Below are 24,553 nucleotides of genomic sequence, written 5' to 3' on the forward strand. Positions count from 1 at the left end.
GGGCGGGGCGGCGGGGCCGGCGGCCGGCGTGCACGACTGACAAACACCCGCACGCGCACGACAAAGTCCGCCTCCCCGTCGCCCCCTAATCTCCAGGGCTGAAGGCGCCGGCAACCCGCCGCAACGACTCGACCGTACGGACGATCGGACACAGCATGAGACGCAAGTCGTACTTCACCGCCACCGCCGTGGCCCTGGCGATCGCCGGCACGCTGACGATCGCCACCCCGGCCGGCGCCACTGTCTCCGGGGGATACATCTCGGGTGCCGGAACCGTGCTGGACGACCTGACCGACGAGGGCCCGGTGAAGTACGGGCAGTACAGCGGCGCCGTCGCGGTGTGGCAGACCATTCTCTGGGCCGACGGCTACCTGGGAACCAACCACTCCGCCGCGGTGGACTGCTCCTTCGGCACCAACACCCTGGCGGCCACCAAGCAGTGGCAGCGGGACCACGGCCTCGTGGCCGACGGGGTGGCGGGGCCGAAGACGTTCACCAAGGCGGGCCAGTACCTGAGGGCCTCCGGCACGAACATCTACGGCGAGGACATCATCAACTACGACTCGCCCCAGTCCTCGCTGCGCCATCTCGCCGACCGCGATGCAAGCGGGCGCTGGATCGTCTGGGCCAACGGCGGGGAGCGTTTCGCCTCCTACAAGTACTGCTGAGCGGTCCGTCGGCGGCCGGGCTGATGACGGCGTGCGGCGGCGGCAGCGGTGACGGTGACGGTGACGAGAAGGGGCGCGACGACAAGAGCACGGCCGCCTCGTCCTCCGGGACGGCCTTTGAGGGCGAGGACAGGACGTACGAGGTCACCCTCGAAGTCGGTGGCGAGGGCAGGACCAGTGTCTACTACAACCTCGACACCAACCGCTCCGAGCAGGTCACGCTGCCGTGGAAGAAGTCGGGCGAACTCACCCTGAACTCCACCCAGCGCAAGGTCGGGACCATCGTGTCCGTCGTGCCGGGCCCGGTGAAGACGTCCAACGGCCGGTTGGGCGCGGCTCCCTGCTCGGTCACCGTCGACGGGAAGAAGGTCGTCGAGGACGAGGGCGGCGTCGAGGGCAAGCACCTGTGCGAGTACACCATCCACTGACGGTGACCCCGGTACCGGTGGCGCGGGTCAGCCGCCCTGGCCGGCGCTGCCGATCGGGCCGACCTTCACCGGGGTGCCGGAGCCGTCCGTGACGGGCAGCGAGGCGGCGCCCGGCCAGTCGAGGGTGACCGACTTCGTCTCGTTCGGCGGGGTCACCACGAGCCCGGTGACGCGGACGCCGGAGCCGCCCGAGTCGTTGACCGGGTAGGAGACGGCGAAGGCCACCGAATCGCCGTCCTTGAGGACGATCGAGGGGGCCTCTTCGCCGGTGCGCTCCGCGGACAGCGATCCCGCGCTGGTCTTCAGGTCGACGCCCGCGTAACCCGACATCGCGCAGTCCCGGCCGCCGCCGTTGGTGAACTCCACCGCGACCATGCCCTCCGGGTCGCCCTCGGCGGAGTGGTCCACCGCCGTGACCTCCAGTTCGTCGGTGCGGCACTTGCCGGTCTCGCCGTCCTCGCCGGAGCCGGTTCCGGCGGACGTGCCCTGCCCCCCTCCCGTTTCCTTTCCGGTGGAGCCCTTCGCGGAGTCCTTCGCGGAGCCCTGAGCCGAGCCGCCGGCCGAGGAGGAAGAGGAGGAGGACGAGTCGCCCTGGTCCGCGGCGAGGTCGTCGTTCTGGCAGGCGGTGAGCGAGAGGCCCGCGACGACGGCCAGGGCTGCGATGGTGAGCTTGTTGACGCGCATGGTGTCTTCCTCGGTGTCGGTCGGGGTGCCGGACCCTCGGTACGGGCGGCGTTTCCACACACCAAGAGCGGCCGGTCCGGTCCCGCGTTTCGCCCAAACGCCCGCTAATACACCCCTGTTACAGATGGAGGGAGACGGTGACACGAGGATCGGGAACGCCGGGTCAGCTCGCGCAGGGCCTGGCCGAGGGTCCGTACGCCCTCGGTGAGGACTCCGGGCGGGTCGGCCGCGTAACCGAGGACCAGGCCCTGGGGGCCGGGGAGTTGGCGGTGCCAGGACAGGGGGTGGCACTTCACGCCGCGGGCGAGGGCGGCGGCGGCCAGTTCGGTGTCGGGCACGTCCGGCGCGTAGGTGACCGTCAGGTGCAGGCCGGCCGCCGCGCCGTGGACGACCGCGCCCGGCAGGTGTGCGGTGACGGCGTCGATCATCGCGTCGCGGCGGCGGATGTGACGGGCGCGGAGCAGCCGTAGGTGGCGCTCCAGTTGGCCCGATTCCATCAGCCGGGCGAGGACCAGTTGCGGCAGTGCGGCGTTGCCCAGGTCGGTGAAGCGTTTCGCTTCGGTCAGCGCGTGCAGGTGGCGGGGCGGCGGGATCATCCAGCCGATCCGCAGTGCGGGGGCGAGGAGTTTGGAGACGCTGCCCATGTAGCACAGGCGGTCGGCGAGCAGGGAGCGCAGCGCGGGCACGGGCGGACGGTCGTAGCGGTGCTCGGCGTCGTAGTCGTCCTCCAGGATCAGGCCGCCGTCCGCGGCCCAGCGCAGCAGCTCGCGGCGGCGCTCGCCGCTCGTCACGACCCCGGTGGGGAACTGGTGGGCCGGTGTGAGGAGTACGGCGCGGGCGCCGGTGGCGCGCAGCGCGTCGACGCGCGGGCCCTGGTCGTCGACCGGTACCGGCGGGGTGGCCAGACCGCCGTTGCGCAGGTGCTGGCGGGTGCCGAGCGAGCCGGGGTCCTCCACCGCGACACCGGTGACGCCGTCCGCCGACAGCACGGGGTGCAGCAGGGTGAGTGCCTGCGCGGTGCCGGCGACGATCAGGATCCCGTCCGGCTCGACCCGGATGCCGCGGCTGCGCGCCAGCCAGTCGGCGACGGCGCGGCGCAGCCGTGGGGCACCGCGGGGATCGCCGTACCCGAGGTCCGCGGTGGACAGTTCGGCGAGCACGGCCCGTTCGGCGCGCAGCCAGGCCGTGCGGGGGAACGCGGAGAGGTCGGGGCGGCCGGGGGTGAGGTCGACGCGGGCGTCGGCGGCGCGCAGCGCGTCGAAGACGTCGGCGCCGGGCTCGCCGGTGAAGGGGGAGCGGGACGCCGTCCGACCGGGGTGCGGGACCTTCGGCCCGCGGGCGGGGGGCGCCGCGACCACCACCGTGCCGCCGCGCCGGCGCCCCTCGACGTGGCCGTCCTCGGCGAGCCGCCGGTACGCCTCGGTGACCACGCCCCGGGAGACGCGCAGCTCGGCGGCGAGCACCCGGGTGGCCGGCAGTCTGCTGCCCACGGTCAGCCGGCGGTCGGTGATCGCCTGCCGCAGCCGCCCGGCCAGCCAGTCCGCCTTGCCGCCCGAGGGCGCGTCCTCGGGCCGTAGTTGCAGGAAGTCGGAGCCGTGCGCCGCCGTACCGCCCGTCGGTGCTTCCCTCTCGCTCACCGCACCCATGGTGCCATCGGCGGCACTGGTGCCACGCACCGCTACGGCGCCGCCCGAGTGCCGGACAGCGGCTCGTCGCTGAACGTGAACTCCCTCGCGGAGGAGGTGAGAAGGGCCGTCGCCGGGGTGACCCGCCAGTGCTCGGTGAGTTCCCGCGCGATCGTCCGCAGCGCCTTTGCGACGGTGTCCGTTCCGCCGTCGTGCACGGCTTCCACCACCACGAAGACCCGGCTGGTGTGATCGCCGACCGCGGAGTGGCCGCTCTGCCGGTTGGTCCAGCGGCGGGCGTGCGCCCGCCCGGCGGAGTCGGCGTACGTCACCTCGCCGGGTGCCGGGTGTTCCGTACCGCCGCCGAAGGTCGTGTACTCCTCGTCACCGCGGGCGTGGCGCACTTCGAGCAGCGGGCCGGTGACGCGGTCGGCGTCGAGCACCGCGACCGGGACGGCGTACGCGACGGAGACCGCGTTGCACAGGTCGACCACCGGGTGGATGCGCGGCAGTGTCCCTTCCTTCCGCAGCCGCCGCAGCAGGGACTCCGAGGCGCACCGGTACTGGGTCGGCTTCAGCCCCATCCGGGCGAAGGCCCGGCGCCAGGCCAGCACTTCGGGGAACCGGCCCTCGGGGGCGTCGGCCAGCCGGGCCAGGGCGCGGGCGGTGTACTCCGCGACGCGCGGGCCGACGTCGGTCGCCCGGCTGACGCCGGTGGCGTGGAGCGCGCCCACCGCGAGGTGGGGGTGGTCGGACCAGATCGCGTCCGTGTGCCGGAAACGCATCTCACGCCACCGCCATCCGTGCGCTCAGGCCCACGAAGCAGACGGCGAACACCCGGCGGACGCCGGTCATGATCCGGGGGCGGGCCGTCGGACGGTCGCGCACGGCCGCGGCGCACATGCCGGCGCCGGTGTGTGGCAGCGCGGCCACCACGCTCGTCCGGCGGCCGTGGGGCAGCCCGGCGGCGAGGGTGTGCACCACGCCGGTGCCGGGGGTGACCACCACGACCAGGGTGGTCAGCAGGAACGCGGGACTCAAGGGAACCCTCCGAGAGGTCGACGGTCCTCCCAGCCTGCTGCGGCCATGGTCCGAAGGGCAGAGCCAAAAGGTGCCGGTCCGACCGGTCCAAAAGGCGCGGGGCGACCGACCTGGCACCCCCTGCCGGGCGGCGGCTCAGGTGCGGGCCACGAAGGGGCGGGAGAGGACCGTGACGGTGACGGAGACCGCGGCGAGAGCGGTGATCGTCACGGCGGGGGTGAGGTACTGGGCGGCGCCGCCCGCGAGCGCGGCGCCGATGCCCTGCCACGTCATGCGGCCGGCCGACTCGACGCCCTGGACCTGGCCGAGGACCGGATCGGGGGTCAGCGCCAGGAGCCGTTCCTGAAGGGGGAGGGTGGCGGCGAAACCGGCACTGGCCACGAACACGGCGGCCGTCGCCACCGGCAGGGGAGGGTGGAGGACGAACAGCAGGTAGGGGGCAGCGAGCAGCAGGCGCAGGGCGAACGCGCAGCGGCGCCGCCGTTCGGCGGTCAGGAGCCGTCCGACGGCCAGGTCGCCGAGGAGCATGCCCGCGGATCCGGCGGCCAGGAGGACACCGGCGTGGTCGGGGGCGTAGGAGATGAACAGGGCCTCGCAGCCGACGACCAGGCCGTTGGGGACCCACAGGTTCAGCAGCAGCGCACGCGGGCCGGAGCGGGAGAGGAGCGCGGTGTTCGTCGTCCAGGTCTGGCGGAGGCCGGGGCGGCGGGGCGGGCGGATCGAGCGTTCCCGGACGGTCGTCGCCACCACGACCAGCCCGGCGCCGGTCAGGGCCGTCGCGGTGACGAAGACGCCCTGCGGGCTCAGGTACCGCAGCAGTACGGCGCCGAGCGCGTAGCCGAGGACGGCCATGCCGCCCGAGGTGATGTTCATCAGCGAACGCGCCGGGACGTACGCGGAGGCGGGCACCACCTCGGCGAGCAGCCCCATCCGGGTGCCGGTGCCCAGGGACTGGAAGAAGCCCAGCACCAGGAGGAGGGCGAAGCGGGCGGTCAGCGGCAGCCCGGGGACCGCCTGTGCGGCCACGCCCAGCAGCGAGACGCACTGGAGCGCGACGAGGGTGCGGCGGGGGCGGTTCCCGTCCGCGACCGACATCAGCGTCATCGCGCCGAGCACGGTCGCGAAGGTGGCGCCGTACATGCTCACGGCCGTCAGGAACGGGGAGCCGGTTCGTTGGTCGACCAGCGTGGCGAGCGCGAAGCCCGACAGCGTGCTCGCGGCGACCGTGAGGGTGAAGCTCGCGTACAGGCCGGCGAACTCGCGGTTGCCGAGCAACGCGCGGTACGTGGTGGTGGGTTCGGAGGTGTCGGAAGGCATGAAAAAAGCCTTCGAACGCTCCCGCGGGGGCGTCGAAGGCCAACACGCACACTCTAGCGCCCCGCGGCCTCAGCCGAGACGGCGGATCGGGGTGCCGGACAGGTAGGCCTCGATGTCCTCGACCGCCTGGCCGTAGTACGTGCGGTAGTTGAGCCGGGAGACGTAGCCGAGGTGCGGGGTGGCCAGGAGGCGGGGGGCGGTGCGCATCGGGTGGTCGGCGGGCAGGGGCTCCGTGTCGAAGACGTCGACGGCCGCGCCCGCGATCCGGCCCTCGTGCAGCGCGGTGAGCAGCGCGTCCTGGTCGACGAGTGCCGAGCGGGAGGTGTTGACCAGGTGGGCGGTCGGCTTCATCAGGGCCAGTTCGGGGGCGCCCAGGATGCCCCGGGTGGTGTCGCCCAGGACGAGGTGGAGCGAGACGAAGTCGCCGGTGCGGAGCAACTCCTCCTTCGAGGATGCCAGTTCGACGCCCACCTCGTCCGTGCGCTCCTTGGTGAGGTGCGGGCTCCACGCCGTGACCTCCATGCCGAAGGCGAGGCCCACCCGCGCCACCCTGCTGCCGATCTTGCCCAGTCCGAGCAGGCCGAGGCGGCGGCCGTGCAGGTCCGCGCCGACCGTCGACTGCCAAGGGCCGCCCGTGCGCAGGGCGTTGTTCTCCGGGACGATGCCGCGGGCCAGTCCGAGCAGCAGCGCCCAGGTCAGCTCCACCGGCGGGGTGGGGGAACTCCGGGTGCCGCAGACCGTGACGCCGTTGCGTTCGGCGGCGGCGTGGTCGATGACCGAGTTGCGCATGCCGGACGCGACGATCAGCTTCAGCCGGGGGAGCCGGTCCAGCAGGGAGGCGCGGAACGGGACGCGTTCCCGCAGTGTCACCGCGATGTCGAAGTCCGCGAGCGCCGCGGCCAGTTCGTCCTCCGTGGCGAAGTGCTCGGTGAAGACGGTCACCTCCACGCGGCCGTGGAGGGGGCTCCAGTCGGCGATCGTGGTGGCGATGTCCTGGAAGTCGTCGAGCACGGCACAGCGAAGCGGCACGGAAGTCCTTTCCTAAGGGGCCAGCGCCTCCGCCACGGCTCGGGCGAACGCCTCCGGATTGTCCAGCATGACGTTGTGGCCGCAGTCGGGGACCGGGACCACCGAAACACCCGCGGCCGTCAGCCCGTCCGTGCCGGGGAACGGGGCGTCGGCCTCGGGGAACAGGAACGTGCGGGGGACCGGCAGGGCGAGCAGCAGTTCGCGCATCGTCGGGTCGGTGCCGTCGACCAGGTGGGACGCGCTGCGGTGCAGGGCCTCCAGGCCCGCCAGCCGCATCGTCGACCACCAGTGCGCGCCCGCGCGGTCACGGACCTCGCGCCAGCCGCCCGCCACGAACTCCTCCTCCGGGTACGCCGCGATGCCGCTGCTGCCGAGGGCGCCGGGCACCCGGGGCAGCGGGTCGAGGTTGGCGTCGACCAGGACCAGCCGCGACACCAGCTCCGGATGGCGGGCGGCGAGGACGACGGCGACGGAACCGCCCATGCTGTGGGCGACCACGTCGGCCCCCGTGACGCCGGCGGCGCGCAGGGCGGCGGCGAGCGCGTCGGCGTGGTCCTCCAGGGTGTAGGCGAACGAGACGGGACGGTCGCTGTGGCCGTGGCCGAGCAGGTCCACCAGGAGCGAGCGGTGCCCCGCGAGGAGCGGGTGGACCGCGGTCGCGGTGAAGTACGCGGGGGAGGTGGCGCCGAGGCCGTGCACGTAGACGCGGGCCGGGTCCCGGCCGGGCAGCTCGACCCAGCGGATGCGGTCGCCCTCGGCCGTCACGGCGGCGCTGTGCACGGTCGGGTCCCCCTCGGGCGGCGTGATGACGGGTGACGAGCAGCGTATCCCGCCGGTGACCGGCCCCGGAGGTCCGGGCCGACTCCGCGTCGGCAAAGGCACGGGAGGGGCGGGCGTAGCGTAGGTGGTATGACGACGTACGGATCCTTCCCCGGCGCGCGGCCGCGGCGTCTGCGTACCACCCCCGCCATGCGGCGCATGGTCGCCGAGACCCGGCTGCACCCCGCCGACTTCATCCTCCCGGCCTTCGTGCGCGAGGACGCGGACGAACCGGTGCCGATCGCGGCGATGCCCGGTGTCGTGCAGCACACGCGGGACAGCCTGAAGAAGGCGGCGGCGGAGGCCGTGGCGGCAGGGGTCTCCGGGATCATGCTGTTCGGCGTGCCGGAGGAGTCCAGGAAGGACGCGATCGGGACGCCCGGCACCGACCCGGACGGGATCCTCCAGGTCGCCCTGCGGGACGTGCGGGCCGAGGTCGGGGACGACCTGCTCGTCATGTCCGACCTGTGCCTCGACGAGACGACCGATCACGGGCACTGCGGGGTCCTCGACGAGCAGGGGCGCGTAGACAACGACGCCACGCTCGAACGGTACGCCGAGATGGCCCAGGTGCAGGCCGACGCGGGCGCCCACGTCGTCGGGCCGAGCGGGATGATGGACGGGCAGATCGGCGTCATCCGCGACGCCCTCGACCAGATCGGGCGGGAGGACGTCGCGATCCTCGCCTACACCGCCAAGTACGCCTCCGCCTTCTACGGGCCGTTCCGGGAGGCCGTCGCCTCCTCGCTCCAGGGTGACCGCAAGACGTACCAGCAGGACCCGGCGAACGTCCGCGAGTCGATGCGCGAACTGGCGCTCGACCTGGAGGAGGGCGCCGACATGGTGATGGTGAAGCCGGCGGGCCCGTATCTGGACATCCTCGCCCGGGTCGCGGACTCGGTGGACGTGCCGGTGGCGGCGTACCAGATCTCCGGTGAGTACTCGATGATCGAGGCCGCCGCCGAGAAGGGCTGGATCGACCGGGACCGGGCGATCCTGGAGGCGCTGACCGGCATCAAGCGGGCCGGTGCGCGCAACATCCTCACCTACTGGGCCACCGAGGTGGCCCAGAAGCTGGGTGCCGTTCAGTAGGTTCAGCAGGTTCAGCAGGTTCAGCAGGTTCAGTAGGTGAGGGCGTCGTCCATCGACTGCTGCCAGTACGTCACCGCCATGCTGCTGTCGTAGTACACGCCGTCCGCGGGCAGGGCCGGGATGGCCGACGGGCCGCCGTCGCTGTTCGGGGTGGTGCCCTGGAAGGCGACGGTGAGCTTGTGGGCGGTGGTGCCGCCGTCCCCGCTGCCGTCGGCGGCCGACAGGAGCACGCCCGCGTACGCCGTCTCCCCCGGGGCGAGGGTGACCACGGCCTGCGGCTTCGACGCCTCGACGGGCTGCGGCACCCACTGCATCTCGTCGAAGCGGAGCACCGGGTAGTAGGGGAGGTCGCAGGTCCCCGAACCCGAGTTCTTGACCGTGATCAGCATGTGGTTGACGGGGCGGGAGACCGGCCGGGCGTCGACGGTGGTGTTGGTGCCGTTGCAGATGACGCGGGAGTTCTCGGAGCCACCGGAGTTCCCGCCGGTGCCGGCGGACGTTCCCTTGTCGCCGGTCTTGTTGCCGCTCTTGTCGCCGGCCGCGTCCTGCTCCGCGGTGCCGCCGCCGGTGCTCTGGCCCTTGTCGCCCTGGGAGCCGCCCGAGGGGGTCGTCTCGACGCTCTCCGCCGCCCCCGCGGGCTGGGAGGCGCCCTCGTCCTGCGTGCCCGTGCCGTCCTCGCAGGCGGTGAGGGCGAGGGTGGCGAGGACGGCTCCGGCGGCGGCGACGAGGCGGATGCGAGAGGTGCGCATGATGAATTCCTTTGCGTGGTTCAGGGGTTCGGCGTGGCCACTCGACCGGGAACCGGGAGCGGCGTGCTTGGATGACCAGAGCTTGTCCGCCGATCCGTCCCGGTCGCCACACCTGGCGGGGGATCCGGGACACTGGAACGCGCGGAACGCTGTGACCTGGGGAAACGACCGTCCCCTGGAACGGCGGAATGGGACACGGGGGCGGGAGGAACAGTGTCGGAGAACACGGCCGCGGCGGATTTCGCCGCGCAGTTGAGGATCTTGAAGGAGCGGTCCGGGCTGAGCTACGGGGTGCTCGCCAAACGGCTCCACATGAGTACGTCGACCCTGCACCGGTACTGCAACGGGGACGCGGTGCCGACGGAGTACGCGCCGGTCGAACGGCTGGCCCGGTTGTGCAAGGCGCGCCCCGAGGAACTGGTCGAGCTGCACCGGAAGTGGGTGCTGGCGGACGTGACCCGGGGGCGGAAGGGAGCGCCTTCGCAGGGGGCGGGGCCCGCCGGGGGAGCGGCGTCCACGGACGCACCGGCACCCGCCGGTGGACCGGCGCGCACCGGTGAACCGGCGGAGGACGCGGCGGTCCGGGACCAGGAAGCGGACGGCGGTCCGGTGGCCGGGCAGCCCACGGTCGGGCAGCCCGAGGCCGGGGTCCCGGAAGCAGGGACCCCGGAAGCAGGGACCCTGGGAGCGGAGGCTCCGGAAACGGGGACCGCGGAAGCAGGGGCCGCAGAAACGGGGACCGCGGAAGCAGGGGCCGGAGAAACGGGGGCCGCAGAAGCGGGGGCTCCGGGAGCGGGGACCGCGGGAGCGGGGGCTCCGGAAGCAGGGACCCCGGAGGCCGAGATCCCCGCGGTCACCGGCCCCGGCGGGGTCCGTCCCCGCCCCCGCCGTCGTACCCGTACCGCCGTCCTCGCGGGGATCGCCGTGGCCGCCGTGCTCGGTGGGGTCACGTTCGCCCTGGGGGGCCTGCCGGGCGACGGGGGCGGGGGCGACCGGAAGAGCCCGGTGGGAGCCGCGGCCGGCAGCGATACGGACAAGGGCAAGGACGTCACCGCGTCACCCTCCGCATCCACCTCCGCCTCTTCCTCCCCCTCCCCCTCCGCGTCCCCGTCCCCCTCCGCGAAGGACGGGAAGGAGGCACCCCGCACCCCGGCCACCGCCTCCACCGCCCCGGCGGACGACGGCGCCGGGAACGCCGTGCCGCTGACCGTGCGGAGCGAACCGTACGCGTGGGAGAGCCCCTGCTCGCAGCGGTACCTGGTCAACAGGCCGGCGAGCGAGGTGAAACCGCCGCCGACGGAGTCGGGCGCGACGGCGTGGGTCAGCTCGTTCGGGGCCGTCTCGTCGGAGAAGCAGTACGTGCGGCTCACCGTGCAGGGGACCGGGGACGAGACGGTGGTCCTGGAAGAGCTCAACGTGCGGGTGGCGGGCAAGCGTTCGCCGCTGGCCTGGAACGACTTCGTGATGGGCTACCCCGGCGTGGGCTGCGGCGGCGACGTGCCCACGCGTTCCTTCACGGTCGCCCTCGACGCCGCCCGCCCGGTCGTGACCCCGGAGTCCGGGCAGCGGGACTTCCCGTTCTCGGTGAGCGAGTCGGACCCCGAGGTCTACTACATCACCGCCGACGCCTCCGCCTACGACGTGAGCTGGTACCTGGAGCTGAAGTGGTCCAGCGGCCCCCGCAGCGGCACGCTCGCCGTGGACGACAAGGGCCGCCCCTTCCGCACCAGCGGCAACAACGGGCGCCCGGCGTACGAGTTCCCGCTCGGCGGCGAGGAATGGGTTCCGGAGGGCACGACGAACATCGGATAGACGGAGCCGGCCGGGCACCACCAAGTCCGGCCGCGCGTTGGGTGGTCGAACGCCGACCGGCATTCCGCCCCCGGGGAGACGCCCATGACCGGTGACGCGCTCAGTCAGGATCCCGCCGAGCCGCAGCGGCGGATCGACAGCGGCAAGGCGCATCCGGCCCGGGTCTACGACGTGTTCCTCGGGGGCGAGGACACTGGACCTCGACCGGCCGATCGCGCTGTGCCCGGTCGCCGTCCTGCACTTCGTCGAGGACGAGGAGGCGTACCCGATCGTGCGCGAACTCGTCGGCGCCCTGCCCTCCGGCAGCCGCGTGGTGCTCAGCCACCTCACCGAGGACCTCAACCCGGAGAACGTACGGGCGGTGCGACGGACCTACACCGAGCGGGGGTTCACGTCCGTGCTGCGCACGCGGACGGACGTGGAGCGGTTCCTCACCGGGAACTCCCTGGACGTCGTGGACCCGGGCGTGGTCCCCGTGCACCACTGGCGCCCCGGCCACGCCGCCCCCGTCCCCGAACGCCCTGAGGCCTCCCGCCTGGAGGGCCTCGACCCCGTCGAACGGGTCAGTTACGAGGACATCGACGACGTGACGGACGCCGACATCAACGTCTACGGGGCCGTCGCCACGAAGGGCTGAGACGGGCCCGGCCGTCCGGATCGCGGAAACTCCCTTGTAGACAGCACGTACTTCTCTAGGGTGCGCGCATGACCGTGACCGACAACGCCTCCACCGCCACCGCCGTGACCGCTCCGCCGCCGCCACTGGCCGCGCGGACCCGGTCGACCGGCGGTTCGCCCGTACGGGACATCCTCGCCGTCACCGCCCGCCCCGAGGTGATCAACTTCGCGGGCGGGCTGCCGGCCCCCGAACTGTTCGACACCGACGGCATAGCGGCGGCGTACCGCGCGGTGTTCGCCGAGACACCCGCGCGGGCCCTGCAGTACTCCACCACCGAGGGCGAGCCCACCCTGCGGGCCGCGCTCGCCGCCCGCACCTCGGCACGCGGACTGGCCACCGACGCCGACGACGTCCTCGTCACCACCGGCTCCCAGCAGGCCCTGTCGCTCCTCGCCACCGCCCTCCTCGAACCCGGTGACACCGTCCTCGTCGAGCGCCCCTGCTACCTGGCCGCGCTCCAGGCCTTCGGCCTCGCGGGCGCCCGGGTGCTGGCCGTGCCGGGGGACGAGGACGGGATCGACCCCGGGGCACTGGAGGAACTGGTGGTGCGCGAACGCCCCAAGCTGCTCTACACGGTCCCCACCTTCTCCAACCCCACCGGCCGCACCATGACGGCCGCCCGCCGCGCCGCCGTCGCCGAGGCCGCAGGGCGGTACGGGCTGTGGATCGTCGAGGACGACCCGTACGGGGAGCTGCGCTTCGAGGGCGAGCGGGTGCCGTGGATCGCCTCCTACGAGGGCGCCCGGGACCGGACCGTGCTGCTGGGCTCCTTCTCCAAGGTCATGGCACCCGGCCTGCGCCTGGGCTGGCTGCGGGCGCCCGACGGGCTGCGCCGCGCCTGCGCCGTCGCCAAGCAGGCCGCCGACCTGCACACCCCCACCGTCAACCAGCTCGCCGCCGCCCGCTACCTCGCCGACAACGACCTCGACGCCCACGTCGCCCGCGTCACCGCCGCCTACCGGGCACGCCGGGACGCCATGCTCGCGGGACTCGCGGACGCGCTTCCGGCGGGGGCGGCGTGGACCCGGCCCGAGGGCGGCATGTTCCTGTGGGTCCGGCTGCCGGACCCGTACGACACCACCGCCCTCCTCCCCGACGTCGTCCGGCACGACGTGGCGTACGTCCCCGGCGCGCCCTTCCACGCCGACGACCCCGACCGGGCCACGCTGCGGCTCTGCTTCGTCACACAGACCCCGGACGAGATCGCGGAAGGGCTGCGCAGGCTGGGCGAGGGGCTGCGGGCGGCGGCGCACCGGACGGCTTAGGGCCCGCGGCGGGCCCGGCGTAGGACCAACGGACGAGGGCGGGGGCGCCGCCGCCGCACGTACGGTGATGCCATGTCTGACAGCGCACGGACGACGACACCCTTCTCCCTCGACGCCTACCTCGAACGCATCGGCTGGGAGGGCGGGCGGCGCCCCGACACGGCCACGCTCCGCGGCGTGCAGCTCGCCCACATGAGGGCCATCCCCTTCGAGAACCTCGACGCCCTGGGCGGCCGTGCCCCCTCCCTCGACCTCTCCGACCTGATGGCCAAACTGGTCCACGGCCGCCGGCGCGGCGGCTACTGCTACGAACACAACACCCTGTTCGCGGCGGCCCTGGAGGCACTCGGCGTCCGGGTGACCCGGCTGACCGCGCGGGTCGTCGTCGGCGCCGACCGCTTCGAGGACCGCCCGCGCACCCACATGGCGCTCCTCGCCGAGCTGCCCGGCGACCCGCGGCCCCACCTGGCCGACGTCGGCTTCGGCGCCGTCGGCTCGCTGCTGGAACCGGTGCCGCTCACGGCGGACACCGAGTTCCACGACGCCGGACGCCGGCACCGGCTGGTGCACGCACCGCGCCGGGGACCGCTGGAGACCTGGGTGCTCCAGGCGCACGTGGCGGGCGGCTGGCAGGCGCAGTACGCCTTCACCCTGGAGCCGTTCGAACCGTCCGACTACGAGATGATCAACTGGCACATCGCCACGAACCCGCGTTCCCCGTTCTCCCGGCGCCCCTACGTCCAGCGCCTCACCCCGGACACCCACCTGCTCCTCGACGGCGACCGCCTCACCGTGACGCGCACCGACGACGGCACGGTCACCGAGAGGAAGCTGTCCGACGAGACGGAGGCCCGCCGGGCGCTGGCCGAGGAGTTCGGCATCGACGCACCGGCGGGCCTGACGCTCCTGCGGTGACGGGGACCGGGCCGGACCCCGGCGGCGACGTCAGAGCCGCTCGGGAGTCCGGATGCCCAGCAGGGCCATGCCCCGGTGGAGCGTGCGGGCCGTGAGGTCGCACAGCAGCAGGCGGTTGGCCACCTGCTCCGGCGAATCGGCCTTCAGCACCGGGCACTTGTCGTAGAACGACGTGTACAGCGACGCCAACTGGTACAGGTACGCGGCCAGCTTGTGCGGGGCGTACTCCGCGGCCGCCTCGAAGACCGTGTCCCCGAACGCGTCCAGGTGCAGGCCCAGCGCCCGCTCCGCCTCGTGCAGCTCCAGCTCCGGGTGAGCCGCCGGGCGGACCTCGCCGGCCTTGCGGAGGATGGACTGGATACGGGCGTAGGCGTACTGGAGGTACACGCTGGTGTCGCCGTTGAGCGAGACCATCTGGTCCAGGTCGAACTTGTAGTCGCGGTTCGGCGACGTCGACAGGTCCGCGTACTTCACGGCCCCGATGCCGACCTGCGCGGCCCGCTCCTGGATCTCGTCCTCGGTGAGGTCCCGCGCCTTCTCCCGCACGACCTCCGCCGCCCGCTGCACCGCCTCGTCCAGCAGGTCCTCGAGGCGCACGGACTCACCCGCGCGCGTCTTGAAGGGCTTGCCGTCCGCGCCGAGCACCGTGCCGTAGGCCATGTTGTGCGCGGTGACGTCCTCGTTCAGCCAGCCGGCCCGGCGGGCCGTCTCGAAGACCATCTTGAAGTGCAGCGACTGGCGCACGTCGACGACGTACAGCAGCGTGGTCGCGTGCAGGTCCTGGACGCGGTCGCGGATCGCGGTCAGGTCGGACGCCGCGTAGCCGAAGCCGCCGTCGGCCTTCTGCACGATCAGCGGCACCCGCTGGTCGTCCTTGCCGCGGATCTCGTCGAAGAACACCACGAGCGCGCCCTCGGAACGCTCCGCGACACCCATCTCCTCCAGGAGGCGGGCGGTCTCGGGCATGCCCTCGTTGTACGCGGACTCGCCGACGATCTCCTCGTCGCGGATCTCCATGTCGAGCTTCTCGAAGACGGAGTAGAAGTAGACCTTCGACTCGTCCACGAACTGCTGCCACAGCTCCAGCGTCTCCTTGTCGCCGGACTGCAGGGCGACGACCCGCTTACGGGCCCGCTCCTTGAACTCCTCGTCCGAGTCGAAGAGCGCACGCGACGCCTTGTAGACCCGGTTCAGGTTCGACATGGCCTGCTCGCCGTCGACGTCCTCCGGCGGGGCCAGCTCGCCGGGGTGCTCGAACAGGTACTGGATGAGCATGCCGAACTGGGTGCCCCAGTCGCCGATGTGGTGCCGGCCGATCGTCCGCTCGCCGGTGAAGTCGAGCATGCCGCGCAGGGCGTCACCGATGACCGCCGACCGCAGATGGCCGACGTGCATCTCCTTCGCCACGTTCGGCTGGGCGTAGTCGACGACCGTGACGCCCGCGTCCTCCTTCAGCGGCACGCCGAGGCGCTCGCCGTCCGCGTGCCGCGCGGCGAGGTTCCGGGTGATCGCCCGGTCGGCGAGGGTGATGTTGAGGAAGCCGGGGCCGGAGACCTCGACGTCCTCGATCAGGTCGCCGCCGGTGGTGATGTGCGAGACGACCTCGGTCGCCAGCTCCCGCGGGTTCGCCTTCGACTTCTTCGCCAGCGCCAGGATGCCGTTGGCCTGGAAGTCCGCCCGGTCGCTTCGTCGCAGCAGCGGGTCCGCGCCGGCGGCCTCGGGGCGGGTGGCCGAGAGGGCGGACGCGAGATGCTGCTGGACGGAGTCGGTGAGGGACGTGACCGAGGCCATGGAGGCTGCCGTTCTGCTCGGGTTCGTGGACTACTACCGAAGCCGAGTATCCCACGCGGTGAAAAGCGGTTTTCGCGGATGCGGGCCGTACTGGGAGAATGGAGCGGTCAGCCGTGCGACCGTACCGGCTGCCCGAGCAGAAAGAAGGACGTGCCGATCGTGGCTCAGAGCACCGAGACCACCGACTGGGTCTCCCGTTTCGCGGATGAGGTCATCGAGGAGTCGGAGCGTCGGGCCCCGGGCAAACCTGTGGTCGTCGCGTCCGGGCTCTCGCCCTCCGGCCCGATCCACCTGGGCAACCTCCGCGAGGTCATGACCCCCCACCTCGTCGCCGACGAGATCCGCCGCCGCGGCCACCAGGTCCGGCACCTGATCTCCTGGGACGACTACGACCGGTACCGCAAGGTCCCGGCCGGCATCACCGGCGTCGACGAGACGTGGGCCGAGCACATCGGCAAGCCGCTGACCTCCGTCCCCGCCCCCAAGGGCTCCGCGCACCCGAACTGGGCCGAGCACTTCAAGGCCGCGATGACCGCGTCGCTGGCCGAGCTGGGCGTGGAGTTCGACGGGATCAGCCAGACCGAGCAGTACACCTCCGGCGTCTACCGCGAGCAGATCCTGCACGCCGTCCGGCACCGCGCCGACATCGACGCGATCCTCGCCCAGTACCGCACCAAGAAGGCCCCGGCGAAGAAGCAGCAGCAGAAGCCCGTCGACGAGGCCGAGCTGGAGGCCGCCGAGGGCTCCGGCGCCGCCGCCGAGGACGACGGCAGCTCCGGCGCCGCCGGATACTTCCCGTACAAGCCTTACTGCGGCAACTGCGAGAAGGACCTGACGACGGTCACCGCCTACGACGACGACTCCACCGAGCTGACCTACGCCTGCACGGAGTGCGGCTTCTCCGAGACCGTCCGGCTCAACGAGTTCAACCGCGGCAAGCTGGTCTGGAAGGTCGACTGGCCCATGCGCTGGGCGTACGAAGGCGTGATCTTCGAGCCGAGCGGGGTCGACCACTCGTCCCCCGGATCGTCGTTCCAGGTCGGCGGGCAGATCGTCGGGATCTTCGACGGCAAGCAGCCGATCGGACCGATGTACGCGTTCGTCGGCATCAGCGGCATGGCGAAGATGTCGTCGTCGCGGGGCGGCGTGCCCACGCCCGCCGACGCACTGAAGATCATGGAGCCGCAGCTGCTGCGCTGGCTCTACGCCCGCCGCCGCCCCAACCAGTCCTTCAAGATCGCCTTCGACCAGGAGATCCAGCGCCTCTACGACGAGTGGGACCGCCTCGACGCCAAGGTCGCCGACGGCTCCGCCCTGCCCGCCGACGCCGCCGCACACTCCCGCGCGGTGCGCACCGCGAGCGGTGAGCTGCCGCGGACGACCAGGCCGCTCCCGTACCGCACGCTCGCCTCCGTGGCCGACATCACCGCCGGACACGAGGACCAGGCACTGCGGATCCTGAGCGAGCTGGACCCGACCGACCCGCTGGGCTCCCTGGACGAGGCCCGGCCGCGCTACGACAAGGCCGAGGCGTGGATCAACACCCACGTCCCCGCCGACCAGCGCACCATCGTCCGCGCGGAACCCGACACCGAACTGCTGAAGTCGCTCGACGAACAGGGACGGCAGTCGCTGCGGCTGCTGCTCGACGGACTCGCCGACAACTGGTCGCTGGACGGACTCACCCACCTCGTCTACGGCGTGCCCAAGGTCCAGGCGGGCTTCTCCGCCGACGCCACGCCCAAGGAACTGCCGGCCGAGATCAAGACCGCCCAGCGGTCGTTCTTCGCACTGCTGTACCACCTGCTGGTCGGGCGGGACACGGGACCGCGACTGCCCACGCTGCTGCTCGCGGTGGGGCAGGAGCGGGTGCGGGTGCTGCTCGGGGAGTAGCCCCCGCCCGTACGCCTCTCCGCCCGTACGACGACAGGGGGCGCCCGGCCGGTACCGGGCGCCCCCTGTCGTCGTACTCGCGCCTCACGCGATGTGGTCCTCCTCCAGCTCCGCCGTGTGGCGCTGCTGGAAGCGTTCGGCGAGGGTCTTCAGCTCGCTCGGATTCAGCGTCGTGCCGTAGGTCGCCTGGATGTTGTCACCCAGGACACGGGGCGTGGGGTAGCTGCCGTCTATCGACTGGCGGAACACCTGGTAGTACGCCTCCTCGTCCGGGTCCGAGAGAGGGGTGCCGCCGCCCTCGCCCAGCTCACGGGTGCGGCCGGGGACCACCGGGATGGGGAAACTGCCGGTCTCCTCCGGGGAGGGCTCCTGGAGGGGAGGCTCCTCCTGGTACTGGTCCTCGTACTGCTCGGCCTGCTGCTGCTCCGCGTACCAGCGGGCGTACTCCTCGTCGGGGTCGTACGTGGGGTCGTAGCCGCCGTGGTACTCGACGGTCCGGGGGTCCCGGGCGTGGAGCCACTGGTTCTGGTCGGGGGCCGTGTCCTCCTGGGACCCGGGATCCTGGTTGCTCTCCAGTTCCAGGCGCTGCTCGCCGGAAGGCGCCGCTGCCGCCCCGGCGGCACGACCGCCCGCAGCCAGGTCGGCACGACCGCCCGCAGCCACCGCTGGTGCCGACGCCTCGGACGCCGGGGGTATCAGGGCCGGTTCTATGCCCGCCGCCGCCAGGCCCGACGGGGCCGTTTCGGCCAGGGGAACGCCGTACTTGGCGAGGCGCAGCGGCATCAGGGCCTCGACCGGGGCCTTGCGGCGCCAGGAGCGGCCGAAGCGGGAACGCAGGCGGGCCTGGTAGACCAGACGCTCCTGCTCCAGCTTGATCACCTGCTCGTAGGAACGCAGCTCCCACAGCTTCATCCGCCGCCACAACAGGAACGTCGGCACCGGCGACAACAGCCAGCGGGTCAGCCGGACGCCCTCCATGTGCTTGTCGGCGGTGATGTCGGCGATGCGCCCGATCGCGTGCCGGGCCGCCTCCACGGAGACCACGAACAGCACCGGGATCACGCCGTGCATGCCCACACCGAGCGGATCGGGCCACGCCGCCGCACCGTTGAACGCGATCGTCGCCGCCGTCAGCAGCCACGCCGTCTGCCGCAGCAGCGGGAACGGGATACGGATCCAGGTCAGCAGCAGATCCAGGGCCAGCAGGACGCAGATACCGGCGTCGATGCCGATCGGGAAGACGTAACTGAAGTTCCCGAAGCCCTTCTGCAGGGCAAGCTCACGGACGGCCGCGTACGAACCCGCGAAGCCGATTCCGGCGATGATCACGGCACCGAAGACGACCACGCCGATGAGAACCCGGTGCATCCGTGTCAGCTGCAGTGGCGCGGCCACCCGTACTCCCCTCCCAGTGCGTGTTGTTGCGCGCAACAGAGTGGCACATGTGTGCGGGAGACGGGTGGCCGGTTCCCGTTCAGGGCCGGATCAGCCCTTGCTCGACGCCTTCGAAGCGGACTTCGAGGCCGACTCCGAGGGGGACGAGGACGCCGACGGCGCGGCGCCCGTGCCGTTCGCCTTCGTCACCGAGGCCACCGCCTCCTTGGCCGCCTTCTGCGCATCCTTCATCAGGTCGTCGGCGTCCGGCGTCTTGTCACCGGCGAGACCGGCACCGTTGTAGTCGAGGGTGACGACCACGTTCTCCACGCGCGCCACCACCGTCTGCTGCTTGAAGGCGCCTTCCTTCTTCTTCAGGTCGTAACGCACCGCGGTCGCCTCGTCACCAGCCCCCTCGACCGGCTCCGACTTGGCGCCCTTCGCACCCTCGGCCGACTGCGCGTCCCGCACCTGCTTGTCGTAGTACTCCTGGGCGAGCTTGTCACCCGCACCACGGGTGGTGTCCGAGTCGAAGCGCAGCAGCGACACGTTCAGCCAGCGGAACTGCGAGCCCTTCACACCGTTGTTGTCCAGACTGCTCCAGGAGCAGCTCCCCCGGGTGGAGACGTCGTCCGAGGAGCCCTCCTTGCCCTGCTTCGCCTTCGGCGCCAGGTCGTCCAAGGTCTTCTCGGACAACACCGTGCACGGCTCCGGGAGCGTCTTGTACGCCGCCGCCCGCACCGTCGGGGACGGGCTCGCGGACTGCGAGGCGGAGGCGGAGGCGCCCTTGTCCTTGCCCTTGCCCTCGTCGGAGCCGGAGTCCGAGGAGCAGCCGGCGGCGACCAGGGGGACGGCGACCGCGCAGACAAGGACGCGGGTGAGGCGCTTCGCTCGCGGTGATCGCGGGTCTCGCTGTACTCGTCGCTGCATGGTTCCTTCACTCATGACGCTCGTGTTCCCTGCGGTCGGAACGGGTCCGAGGGGTCACGGTACGCGGTGAGCCACCCGCGCGGCCGTCCTTCGCGTGCTTTGCGCAGGAGGGCGAAGGGACCCCGGACGGTACTCAGCCGCTCAGCGAATCGGCCAGCTCCGAGGCCAGTTTCCGTGCCCTGTCCTGCAATTCCTTGCTGTCCGGGACGACTCCGACGGTCACCGGCTGCTCCGCGTACTCGACGGTCACGATCACATTGGACGTGCGGAACGCCACAGTCACCGTGCGCTGCTCGGCGGTCGAACCGGAGCTGTTCAGCTCGTCGTCGAGGAACGCCTCCTCACCCAGGTCCTCCAGCAGACGGGGCTGGAGGTCGGAGGGGGCGGCGGACGGCGAGGCGGTGGCGGACGACCCGGACGAGGGGGACGAACTCGGGTTCGCGGAAGGGCCGATGGACGGGGTGCCGGACTCCGAGGCCGTCACCGCCGGCTCCGGAAGGTGCGCCGCCTCCCGCTTCTCGGCGAAGAGTTCCTCGGCCTGAGTGTCGTCGCTGACGGCGTTGTCGTAGGAGACGACCCGCTCGAAGTCGACCAGCAGATGGTCGGTCGCCTCCGCCGACTCCACCTTCCAGCGACAGCCCACCTTGCGGTCGGTGTCGTACGTGAGGGTCGCCTCGCCCGCGTACGCCTTCTCGCGCTGCGCCTCGTCGGTCATCTCCTCGATGCCGGGCAGGAGTTGGTCGAGCGTCGCGTTCTCGACCACACCGCAGGGCTCGGGGAGCGTGGCGTACTTGCCGGGCTGGGCGGCCTGGGTGGCCGTACCGGCGCTTCCCGGGTTGGAGTTGTCCGACTGGCCGCCGTCGTCCGAGCTGCCGGTGCAGCCGGCCAGGACGGCCGCCAGGAGCGCGGCGACGCCGGGTACGTACGCCTTCCGCTGCACGTTCGGGCTCCTCTCGACGGTGGGTGCGGGCCGGTGCCCGCCGGGTCTCCCCAGTGTCCCCGCTGGTTAATCGTTTGCCGCACGGGGGCGCCCCCTGCAGACAATGTGTATCGCACGCACTGCCGTGGACGCCGGTCCGTCATCCCTTTTCGCCGACCTTGGCGCCGGTTTTGCGATTACAGGACTTCTGTTGGCTTTATGGGGGAATGGGGACGTTATGTCGTACGTGGAACTGCCGGGTGCGAAGGTGCCGATCCGGATGTGGACGGATCCGGCGACGGTGGAGGAGGGCGCGCTCCAGCAGCTGCGGAACGTCGCCACCCTGCCGTGGATCAAGGGCCTGGCGGTCATGCCGGACGTGCACTACGGCAAGGGCGCGACGGTCGGATCGGTGATCGCGATGCGGGGCGCGGTGTGCCCGGCGGCGGTGGGTGTCGACATCGGATGCGGCATGTCGGCGGTGAAGACGTCCCTGACGGCGAACGACCTGCCGGGTGATCTGTCGCGGCTGCGGTCGAAGATTGAGCAGGTCATTCCGGTGGGCCGGGGGATGCATGACGACCCCGTCGACCCGGGACGGCTGCACGGCTTCGCGACGGGAGGCTGGGACGACTTCTGGGGCCGGTTCGGCGGGGTGGCGGACGCGGTGAAGTTCCGCGAGGAGCGCGCGGTCAAGCAGATGGGGACGCTGGGCGGAGGAAACCACTTCTGTGAGGTTTGTGTGGATATGTCCGGTTCGGTATGGCTCATGCTGCACTCCGGTTCCCGGAACATCGGCAAGGAGCTCGCCGAGCACCACATCGGCATAGCCCAGAAGCTCCCGCACAACCAGAACCTGGTCGACCGCGACCTCGCCGTCTTCATCGCGGACACCCCGCAGATGGCGGCGTACCGCAACGACCTGTTCTGGGCGCAGGAGTACGCGAAGTACAACCGCTCGATCATGATGGCGCTCCTGAAGGACGTGGTCCGCAAGGAGTTCAAGAAGGCCAAGCCGGTCTTCGAGCCGGAGATCAGCGCGCACCACAACTACGTGGCCGAGGAGCGCTACGACGGCATGGACCTGCTCGTGACCCGCAAGGGCGCGATCCGCGCGGGTTCCGGCGAGTACGGGATCATCCCGGGCTCCATGGGCACGGGTTCGTACATCGTCAAGGGCCTCGGGAACGCCAAGTCCTTCAACTCGGCGTCGCACGGCGCCGGTCGGCGGATGAGCCGCAATGCGGCGAAGCGGCGCTTCTCGACGAAGGACCTGGAGGAGCAGACGCGGGGCGTGGAGTGCCGTAAGGACTCCGGCGTCGTGGACGAGATCCCGGGCGCCTACAAGCCGATCGAGCAGGTCATCGACCAGCAGCGGGACCTCGTGGAGGTCGTGGCGAAGCTGAAGCAGGTCGTCTGCGTGAAGGGGTGAGGGGTTGGGGGCGCCGGGGTGGCGGCGCCCCCGGTCCTTGCGTCAGTCGGCGGGCATCGCGACCTGGCCGGTGCGGATTCGCCACAGGCGCATGAAGCAACTCTGCTGGGTGCGGTCGAGGGTGAGGGCCGCGGCTGCGGGATCACCGAGCCGGAGCAGTTCGCGGTCGTCCGCCGGGGTCCATCGGCGGCGGGACGGTGCGATTCTCATGTCCGCGGGGCGGGTCCAGGTCTGGATCGACGCGGCGTTGGCCTTCTTGTGGTCCAGGGCGAGGCTGCCGGGGTAGTAGAGGTGTTCGGCGAGCCGCTGTGCCTGCTCCTTGAAGTAGGTGAGGACGTAGACCCGGTCACGGGTGTTGCGGCGGGGGACGCGTTCCGCGCCCGTGACCTTCTTCGCGTAGTGGCACATGTACGTGGCGAGGCCGGTGCTGGCCGACGTCAGGGAGAGGTACGGGAGGCCCTCGGCCGTCCAGCCGAGCGAACCGTCGGCGTCGATGATTCCCCGGAGGTAGTCGCGGCGGCGGAAGTCGACGCGGGGCGGCCGGATGAGCAGTGATTTCTTTCCGTACGGGATGCCGAGTTCGTTGACGATGGTGCGGGCTTCGAGCGAGCACACCGTCCAGGTGGCCGAGTGGTGCTGTTCGGCGAAGTTGGTGGCGCGGGTCCGCTCGCTGATGGAGCTGTGGTACGGGGTCAGCCGCTGGAACTCGTGGAGGATGTGGGCGTCCCGGGCATTGATTTCGACCGAGAGGCGTCCCTTCTGCCCTGTGCCTTGGTGGAGGTGCCCGTCGGCCTGGAGGAAGCCGAACATGTAGGCGTACTCGGGGTCTTCGAGGTCCATGAAACGCCGGGTGGGCGCGCTAAAGTCCTGTTCAGCCATGGGAAGTTGTGCCTTCCTGATGGTGAGGCGCTCGGCCGGGACGGGCATCCCGGTCGAGTGCCGTTCTGTTGACTTGATGGCGAGCCTAGGTCGGGTGTTCATGTCTCGGCCGTGCTATCGATGTCATTCACCCCTGTGGGCTAATGAAGTTGATGGTCAATCGCCCTTGTCCGGGCGCGGTGATGTCGAGAACGGGGGTTCTTGTGGTGGGGGGACTGGCCACGTGGTGTGGCGAGTGGCTGGGGTCGCCGCCCGTCGAGACGCTCTTCGAACGCGCGCACCTGTCCACGGTCGTGGGTCTGCGGCTGGCGGACGGCCGCGAAGTCGTCGTCAAGGCAAGGCCGTTCGAGGAGCGGCTGGTCGGTTGTCTGGAGGTGCAACGCCGTATGCGTCGAGCCGGCTTCCCGTGTCCGGAGGTGCTGGCGGGGCCGGAGCCTGTGGACGGCCGGGGGCCGTTGAGGGGCCAGGTCGTCACGGCCGAGGCGTTGGTCCCCGGTGGCACCGTGTTGCCGTCGCGTCCGGATGCGCCCGAGCTGTTCGCTGCGGCGCTGGCCCGTCTGATGGCGGCGGCGCCGTCGGTCGCGGACGTGCCGTCGTTGGCTCCCGCGCCGCCGTGGAACGGCTGGGACCATGCCGATCCGCGGCCCTGGCCGTGGCCGGACGACATGGGCGTGGACCTCAACGACCGCTCCGGTCCCGGCTGGCTGGACGAGGCGGCCCGTCGGGTGCGTGCCCGGCTGCGGCGTGCGGCTCTGCCCGAGGTGGTCGGGCACGGTGACTTCGAGTCCCAGAACATCCGCTGGAACGGTGACAGGCTGCACGTGGTGCACGACTGGGACAGCGTGGTAGCCCGGCCCGAGGCGGCACTCGCCGGGCTGGCGGCCGCGGTCTTCCCCGCGGGCGGGCCCGAGGACCGGCCTGCGACCGTCGCCGAGACCGAGCGGTTTCTGAACGGATACGCCCGGGTCCGCGGACGGCGCTGGACGCGTGAGGAGTCCGAGGTGGCCTGGGCCGCGGGGCTGTGGGTGCTGGCCTTCAACGCCAAGAAGGCATCGGTCGGCCGGCCGGACGGTTCCGCCGTCGCTCGGCTGGCGGAAGAAGCACCTGAGCGGCTGCGCCGCGCGGACGCCTGATCAACCGGATCCGCACGGTCGCTGTCAGGTGGCTGTGCTGGTCACCGTCCTCGACGAGCGGCTGTGGTCAGGAGGGCCG

22 protein-coding genes and 1 pseudogene are annotated in these 24,553 nt (G+C 71.8%); 10 read left to right on the top strand and 13 right to left on the bottom strand.

What is annotated here, in order from left to right; translation table 11 throughout:
* Window positions 1–155 precede the first annotated feature (155 nt).
* Together ACZ62B_RS09500 and ACZ62B_RS09505 are read left to right on the top strand one after the other, a co-directional pair.
* Window positions 156–668 (top strand): peptidoglycan-binding domain-containing protein, encoded by a 513-nt coding sequence (locus ACZ62B_RS09500; protein WP_469689644.1) that lies wholly within the window; start codon window positions 156–158, stop codon window positions 666–668.
* A gap of 23 nt (window positions 669–691) precedes the next feature.
* A complete protein-coding gene (locus ACZ62B_RS09505) occupies window positions 692–1,096 on the top strand; it encodes a hypothetical protein (RefSeq protein WP_469689646.1) in 405 nt (134 codons plus the stop codon).
* Between the two features lie 27 nt (window positions 1,097–1,123).
* Here ACZ62B_RS09505 and ACZ62B_RS09510 read toward each other — a convergent pair whose 3' ends face one another.
* The 7 genes from ACZ62B_RS09510 to ACZ62B_RS09540 form a co-directional block, all read right to left on the bottom strand.
* The gene (locus ACZ62B_RS09510) at window positions 1,124–1,780 is read right to left on the bottom strand and encodes a DUF4232 domain-containing protein (RefSeq protein ID WP_344565898.1); all 657 of its coding nucleotides are present in this window, start codon (window positions 1,778–1,780) and stop codon (window positions 1,124–1,126) included.
* Between the two features lie 104 nt (window positions 1,781–1,884).
* Window positions 1,885–3,426 (bottom strand): MocR-like pyridoxine biosynthesis transcription factor PdxR, encoded by a 1,542-nt coding sequence (pdxR, locus tag ACZ62B_RS09515; protein WP_469689649.1) that lies wholly within the window; start codon window positions 3,424–3,426, stop codon window positions 1,885–1,887.
* Window positions 3,427–3,458: 32 nt separating this feature from the next.
* The gene (locus tag ACZ62B_RS09520) at window positions 3,459–4,190 is read right to left on the bottom strand and encodes a B3/B4 domain-containing protein (protein ID WP_469689651.1); all 732 of its coding nucleotides are present in this window, start codon (window positions 4,188–4,190) and stop codon (window positions 3,459–3,461) included.
* Window position 4,191: 1 nt separating this feature from the next.
* Entirely contained in the window at window positions 4,192–4,446 is a 255-nt protein-coding gene (locus tag ACZ62B_RS09525; protein WP_468719783.1) for a hypothetical protein, read from the bottom strand.
* 135 nt (window positions 4,447–4,581) lie between these two features.
* The gene (locus ACZ62B_RS09530) at window positions 4,582–5,763 is read right to left on the bottom strand and encodes an MFS transporter (protein WP_469689653.1); all 1,182 of its coding nucleotides are present in this window, start codon (window positions 5,761–5,763) and stop codon (window positions 4,582–4,584) included.
* 69 nt (window positions 5,764–5,832) lie between these two features.
* On the bottom strand, window positions 5,833–6,792 hold the full coding sequence (locus ACZ62B_RS09535; RefSeq protein WP_468886388.1) for a D-2-hydroxyacid dehydrogenase family protein: 960 nt from the start codon (window positions 6,790–6,792) through the stop codon (window positions 5,833–5,835).
* A 12-nt stretch (window positions 6,793–6,804) separates the two neighbouring features.
* Complete coding sequence (locus tag ACZ62B_RS09540) at window positions 6,805–7,572, bottom strand: alpha/beta fold hydrolase (RefSeq protein ID WP_344565910.1); 768 nt, start codon at window positions 7,570–7,572, stop codon at window positions 6,805–6,807.
* Window positions 7,573–7,701: 129 nt separating this feature from the next.
* On the opposite strand from ACZ62B_RS09540, the gene hemB reads away from it, so the two are divergent.
* Complete coding sequence (hemB, locus tag ACZ62B_RS09545) at window positions 7,702–8,703, top strand: porphobilinogen synthase (protein ID WP_469689655.1); 1,002 nt, start codon at window positions 7,702–7,704, stop codon at window positions 8,701–8,703.
* A gap of 29 nt (window positions 8,704–8,732) precedes the next feature.
* Here the strand turns inward: hemB and ACZ62B_RS09550 are convergent, their stop codons facing one another.
* A complete protein-coding gene (locus ACZ62B_RS09550) occupies window positions 8,733–9,452 on the bottom strand; it encodes a DUF4232 domain-containing protein (RefSeq protein WP_469689657.1) in 720 nt (239 codons plus the stop codon).
* Window positions 9,453–9,665: 213 nt separating this feature from the next.
* On the opposite strand from ACZ62B_RS09550, the gene ACZ62B_RS09555 reads away from it, so the two are divergent.
* The 4 genes and pseudogenes from ACZ62B_RS09555 to ACZ62B_RS09570 all read left to right on the top strand — a co-directional run bounded on the left by ACZ62B_RS09555 (window position 9,666) and on the right by ACZ62B_RS09570 (window position 14,123).
* Window positions 9,666–11,264: a helix-turn-helix domain-containing protein gene (locus ACZ62B_RS09555; RefSeq protein ID WP_469689659.1), complete on the top strand. Its 1,599-nt coding sequence runs from the start codon at window positions 9,666–9,668 to the stop codon at window positions 11,262–11,264.
* Window positions 11,265–11,348: 84 nt separating this feature from the next.
* Window positions 11,349–11,901 (top strand): annotated as a pseudogene (locus tag ACZ62B_RS09560) (SAM-dependent methyltransferase).
* A 68-nt stretch (window positions 11,902–11,969) separates the two neighbouring features.
* Window positions 11,970–13,208 carry an aminotransferase-like domain-containing protein gene (locus tag ACZ62B_RS09565; protein ID WP_469689662.1) on the top strand — a complete coding sequence of 413 codons (1,239 nt, stop codon included), beginning with the start codon at window positions 11,970–11,972 and terminating at the stop codon, window positions 13,206–13,208.
* A 72-nt stretch (window positions 13,209–13,280) separates the two neighbouring features.
* Window positions 13,281–14,123: an arylamine N-acetyltransferase family protein gene (locus ACZ62B_RS09570; RefSeq protein ID WP_469689664.1), complete on the top strand. Its 843-nt coding sequence runs from the start codon at window positions 13,281–13,283 to the stop codon at window positions 14,121–14,123.
* A gap of 30 nt (window positions 14,124–14,153) precedes the next feature.
* Here ACZ62B_RS09570 and argS read toward each other — a convergent pair whose 3' ends face one another.
* Entirely contained in the window at window positions 14,154–15,914 is a 1,761-nt protein-coding gene (gene argS, locus ACZ62B_RS09575) for an arginine--tRNA ligase (protein ID WP_344565921.1), read from the bottom strand.
* A 150-nt stretch (window positions 15,915–16,064) separates the two neighbouring features.
* Between argS and lysS the strand changes: the two genes are divergently transcribed.
* A complete protein-coding gene (gene lysS / locus ACZ62B_RS09580) occupies window positions 16,065–17,807 on the top strand; it encodes a lysine--tRNA ligase (protein WP_468882104.1) in 1,743 nt (580 codons plus the stop codon).
* Window positions 17,808–17,891: 84 nt separating this feature from the next.
* Here the strand turns inward: lysS and ACZ62B_RS09585 are convergent, their stop codons facing one another.
* The 3 genes from ACZ62B_RS09585 to ACZ62B_RS09595 form a co-directional block, all read right to left on the bottom strand.
* A complete protein-coding gene (locus ACZ62B_RS09585; protein WP_468719798.1) occupies window positions 17,892–19,202 on the bottom strand; it encodes a DUF2637 domain-containing protein in 1,311 nt (436 codons plus the stop codon).
* A gap of 90 nt (window positions 19,203–19,292) precedes the next feature.
* Window positions 19,293–20,126, bottom strand: a complete 834-nt coding sequence (locus tag ACZ62B_RS09590; RefSeq protein ID WP_468719800.1) for a DUF3558 family protein — start codon at window positions 20,124–20,126, stop codon at window positions 19,293–19,295.
* A gap of 118 nt (window positions 20,127–20,244) precedes the next feature.
* Window positions 20,245–21,051, bottom strand: a complete 807-nt coding sequence (locus ACZ62B_RS09595) for a DUF3558 domain-containing protein (RefSeq protein WP_468719802.1) — start codon at window positions 21,049–21,051, stop codon at window positions 20,245–20,247.
* Between the two features lie 217 nt (window positions 21,052–21,268).
* Here ACZ62B_RS09595 and ACZ62B_RS09600 point away from each other — a divergent pair, with 217 nt between their 5' ends.
* Complete coding sequence (locus ACZ62B_RS09600; RefSeq protein ID WP_468882100.1) at window positions 21,269–22,462, top strand: RtcB family protein; 1,194 nt, start codon at window positions 21,269–21,271, stop codon at window positions 22,460–22,462.
* Between the two features lie 42 nt (window positions 22,463–22,504).
* Here ACZ62B_RS09600 and ACZ62B_RS09605 read toward each other — a convergent pair whose 3' ends face one another.
* On the bottom strand, window positions 22,505–23,341 hold the full coding sequence (locus tag ACZ62B_RS09605; protein ID WP_469689668.1) for an LAGLIDADG family homing endonuclease: 837 nt from the start codon (window positions 23,339–23,341) through the stop codon (window positions 22,505–22,507).
* Between the two features lie 206 nt (window positions 23,342–23,547).
* Between ACZ62B_RS09605 and ACZ62B_RS09610 the strand changes: the two genes are divergently transcribed.
* Entirely contained in the window at window positions 23,548–24,474 is a 927-nt protein-coding gene (locus ACZ62B_RS09610; protein ID WP_468719807.1) for a phosphotransferase, read from the top strand.
* The last annotated feature ends 79 nt before the right edge of the window (window positions 24,475–24,553 follow it).

This window comes from Streptomyces sp. NPDC053426 (assembly GCF_055585405.1).

Coding starts and splice junctions, on each gene's coding strand:
- ACZ62B_RS09570 (WP_469689664.1), top strand. CDS start 13,281: ATGTCTGACAGCGCACGGACGACGACACCCTTCTCCCTCGACGCCTAC.
- ACZ62B_RS09550 (WP_469689657.1), bottom strand. CDS start 9,452: ATGCGCACCTCTCGCATCCGCCTCGTCGCCGCCGCCGGAGCCGTCCTC.
- argS (WP_344565921.1), bottom strand. CDS start 15,914: ATGGCCTCGGTCACGTCCCTCACCGACTCCGTCCAGCAGCATCTCGCG.
- pdxR (WP_469689649.1), bottom strand. CDS start 3,426: ATGGGTGCGGTGAGCGAGAGGGAAGCACCGACGGGCGGTACGGCGGCG.
- ACZ62B_RS09500 (WP_469689644.1), top strand. CDS start 156: ATGAGACGCAAGTCGTACTTCACCGCCACCGCCGTGGCCCTGGCGATC.
- hemB (WP_469689655.1), top strand. CDS start 7,702: ATGACGACGTACGGATCCTTCCCCGGCGCGCGGCCGCGGCGTCTGCGT.
- ACZ62B_RS09600 (WP_468882100.1), top strand. CDS start 21,269: ATGTCGTACGTGGAACTGCCGGGTGCGAAGGTGCCGATCCGGATGTGG.
- ACZ62B_RS09605 (WP_469689668.1), bottom strand. CDS start 23,341: ATGGCTGAACAGGACTTTAGCGCGCCCACCCGGCGTTTCATGGACCTC.
- ACZ62B_RS09510 (WP_344565898.1), bottom strand. CDS start 1,780: ATGCGCGTCAACAAGCTCACCATCGCAGCCCTGGCCGTCGTCGCGGGC.
- ACZ62B_RS09505 (WP_469689646.1), top strand. CDS start 692: ATGACGGCGTGCGGCGGCGGCAGCGGTGACGGTGACGGTGACGAGAAG.
- ACZ62B_RS09590 (WP_468719800.1), bottom strand. CDS start 20,126: ATGAGTGAAGGAACCATGCAGCGACGAGTACAGCGAGACCCGCGATCA.
- ACZ62B_RS09530 (WP_469689653.1), bottom strand. CDS start 5,763: ATGCCTTCCGACACCTCCGAACCCACCACCACGTACCGCGCGTTGCTC.
- ACZ62B_RS09520 (WP_469689651.1), bottom strand. CDS start 4,190: ATGCGTTTCCGGCACACGGACGCGATCTGGTCCGACCACCCCCACCTC.
- ACZ62B_RS09565 (WP_469689662.1), top strand. CDS start 11,970: ATGACCGTGACCGACAACGCCTCCACCGCCACCGCCGTGACCGCTCCG.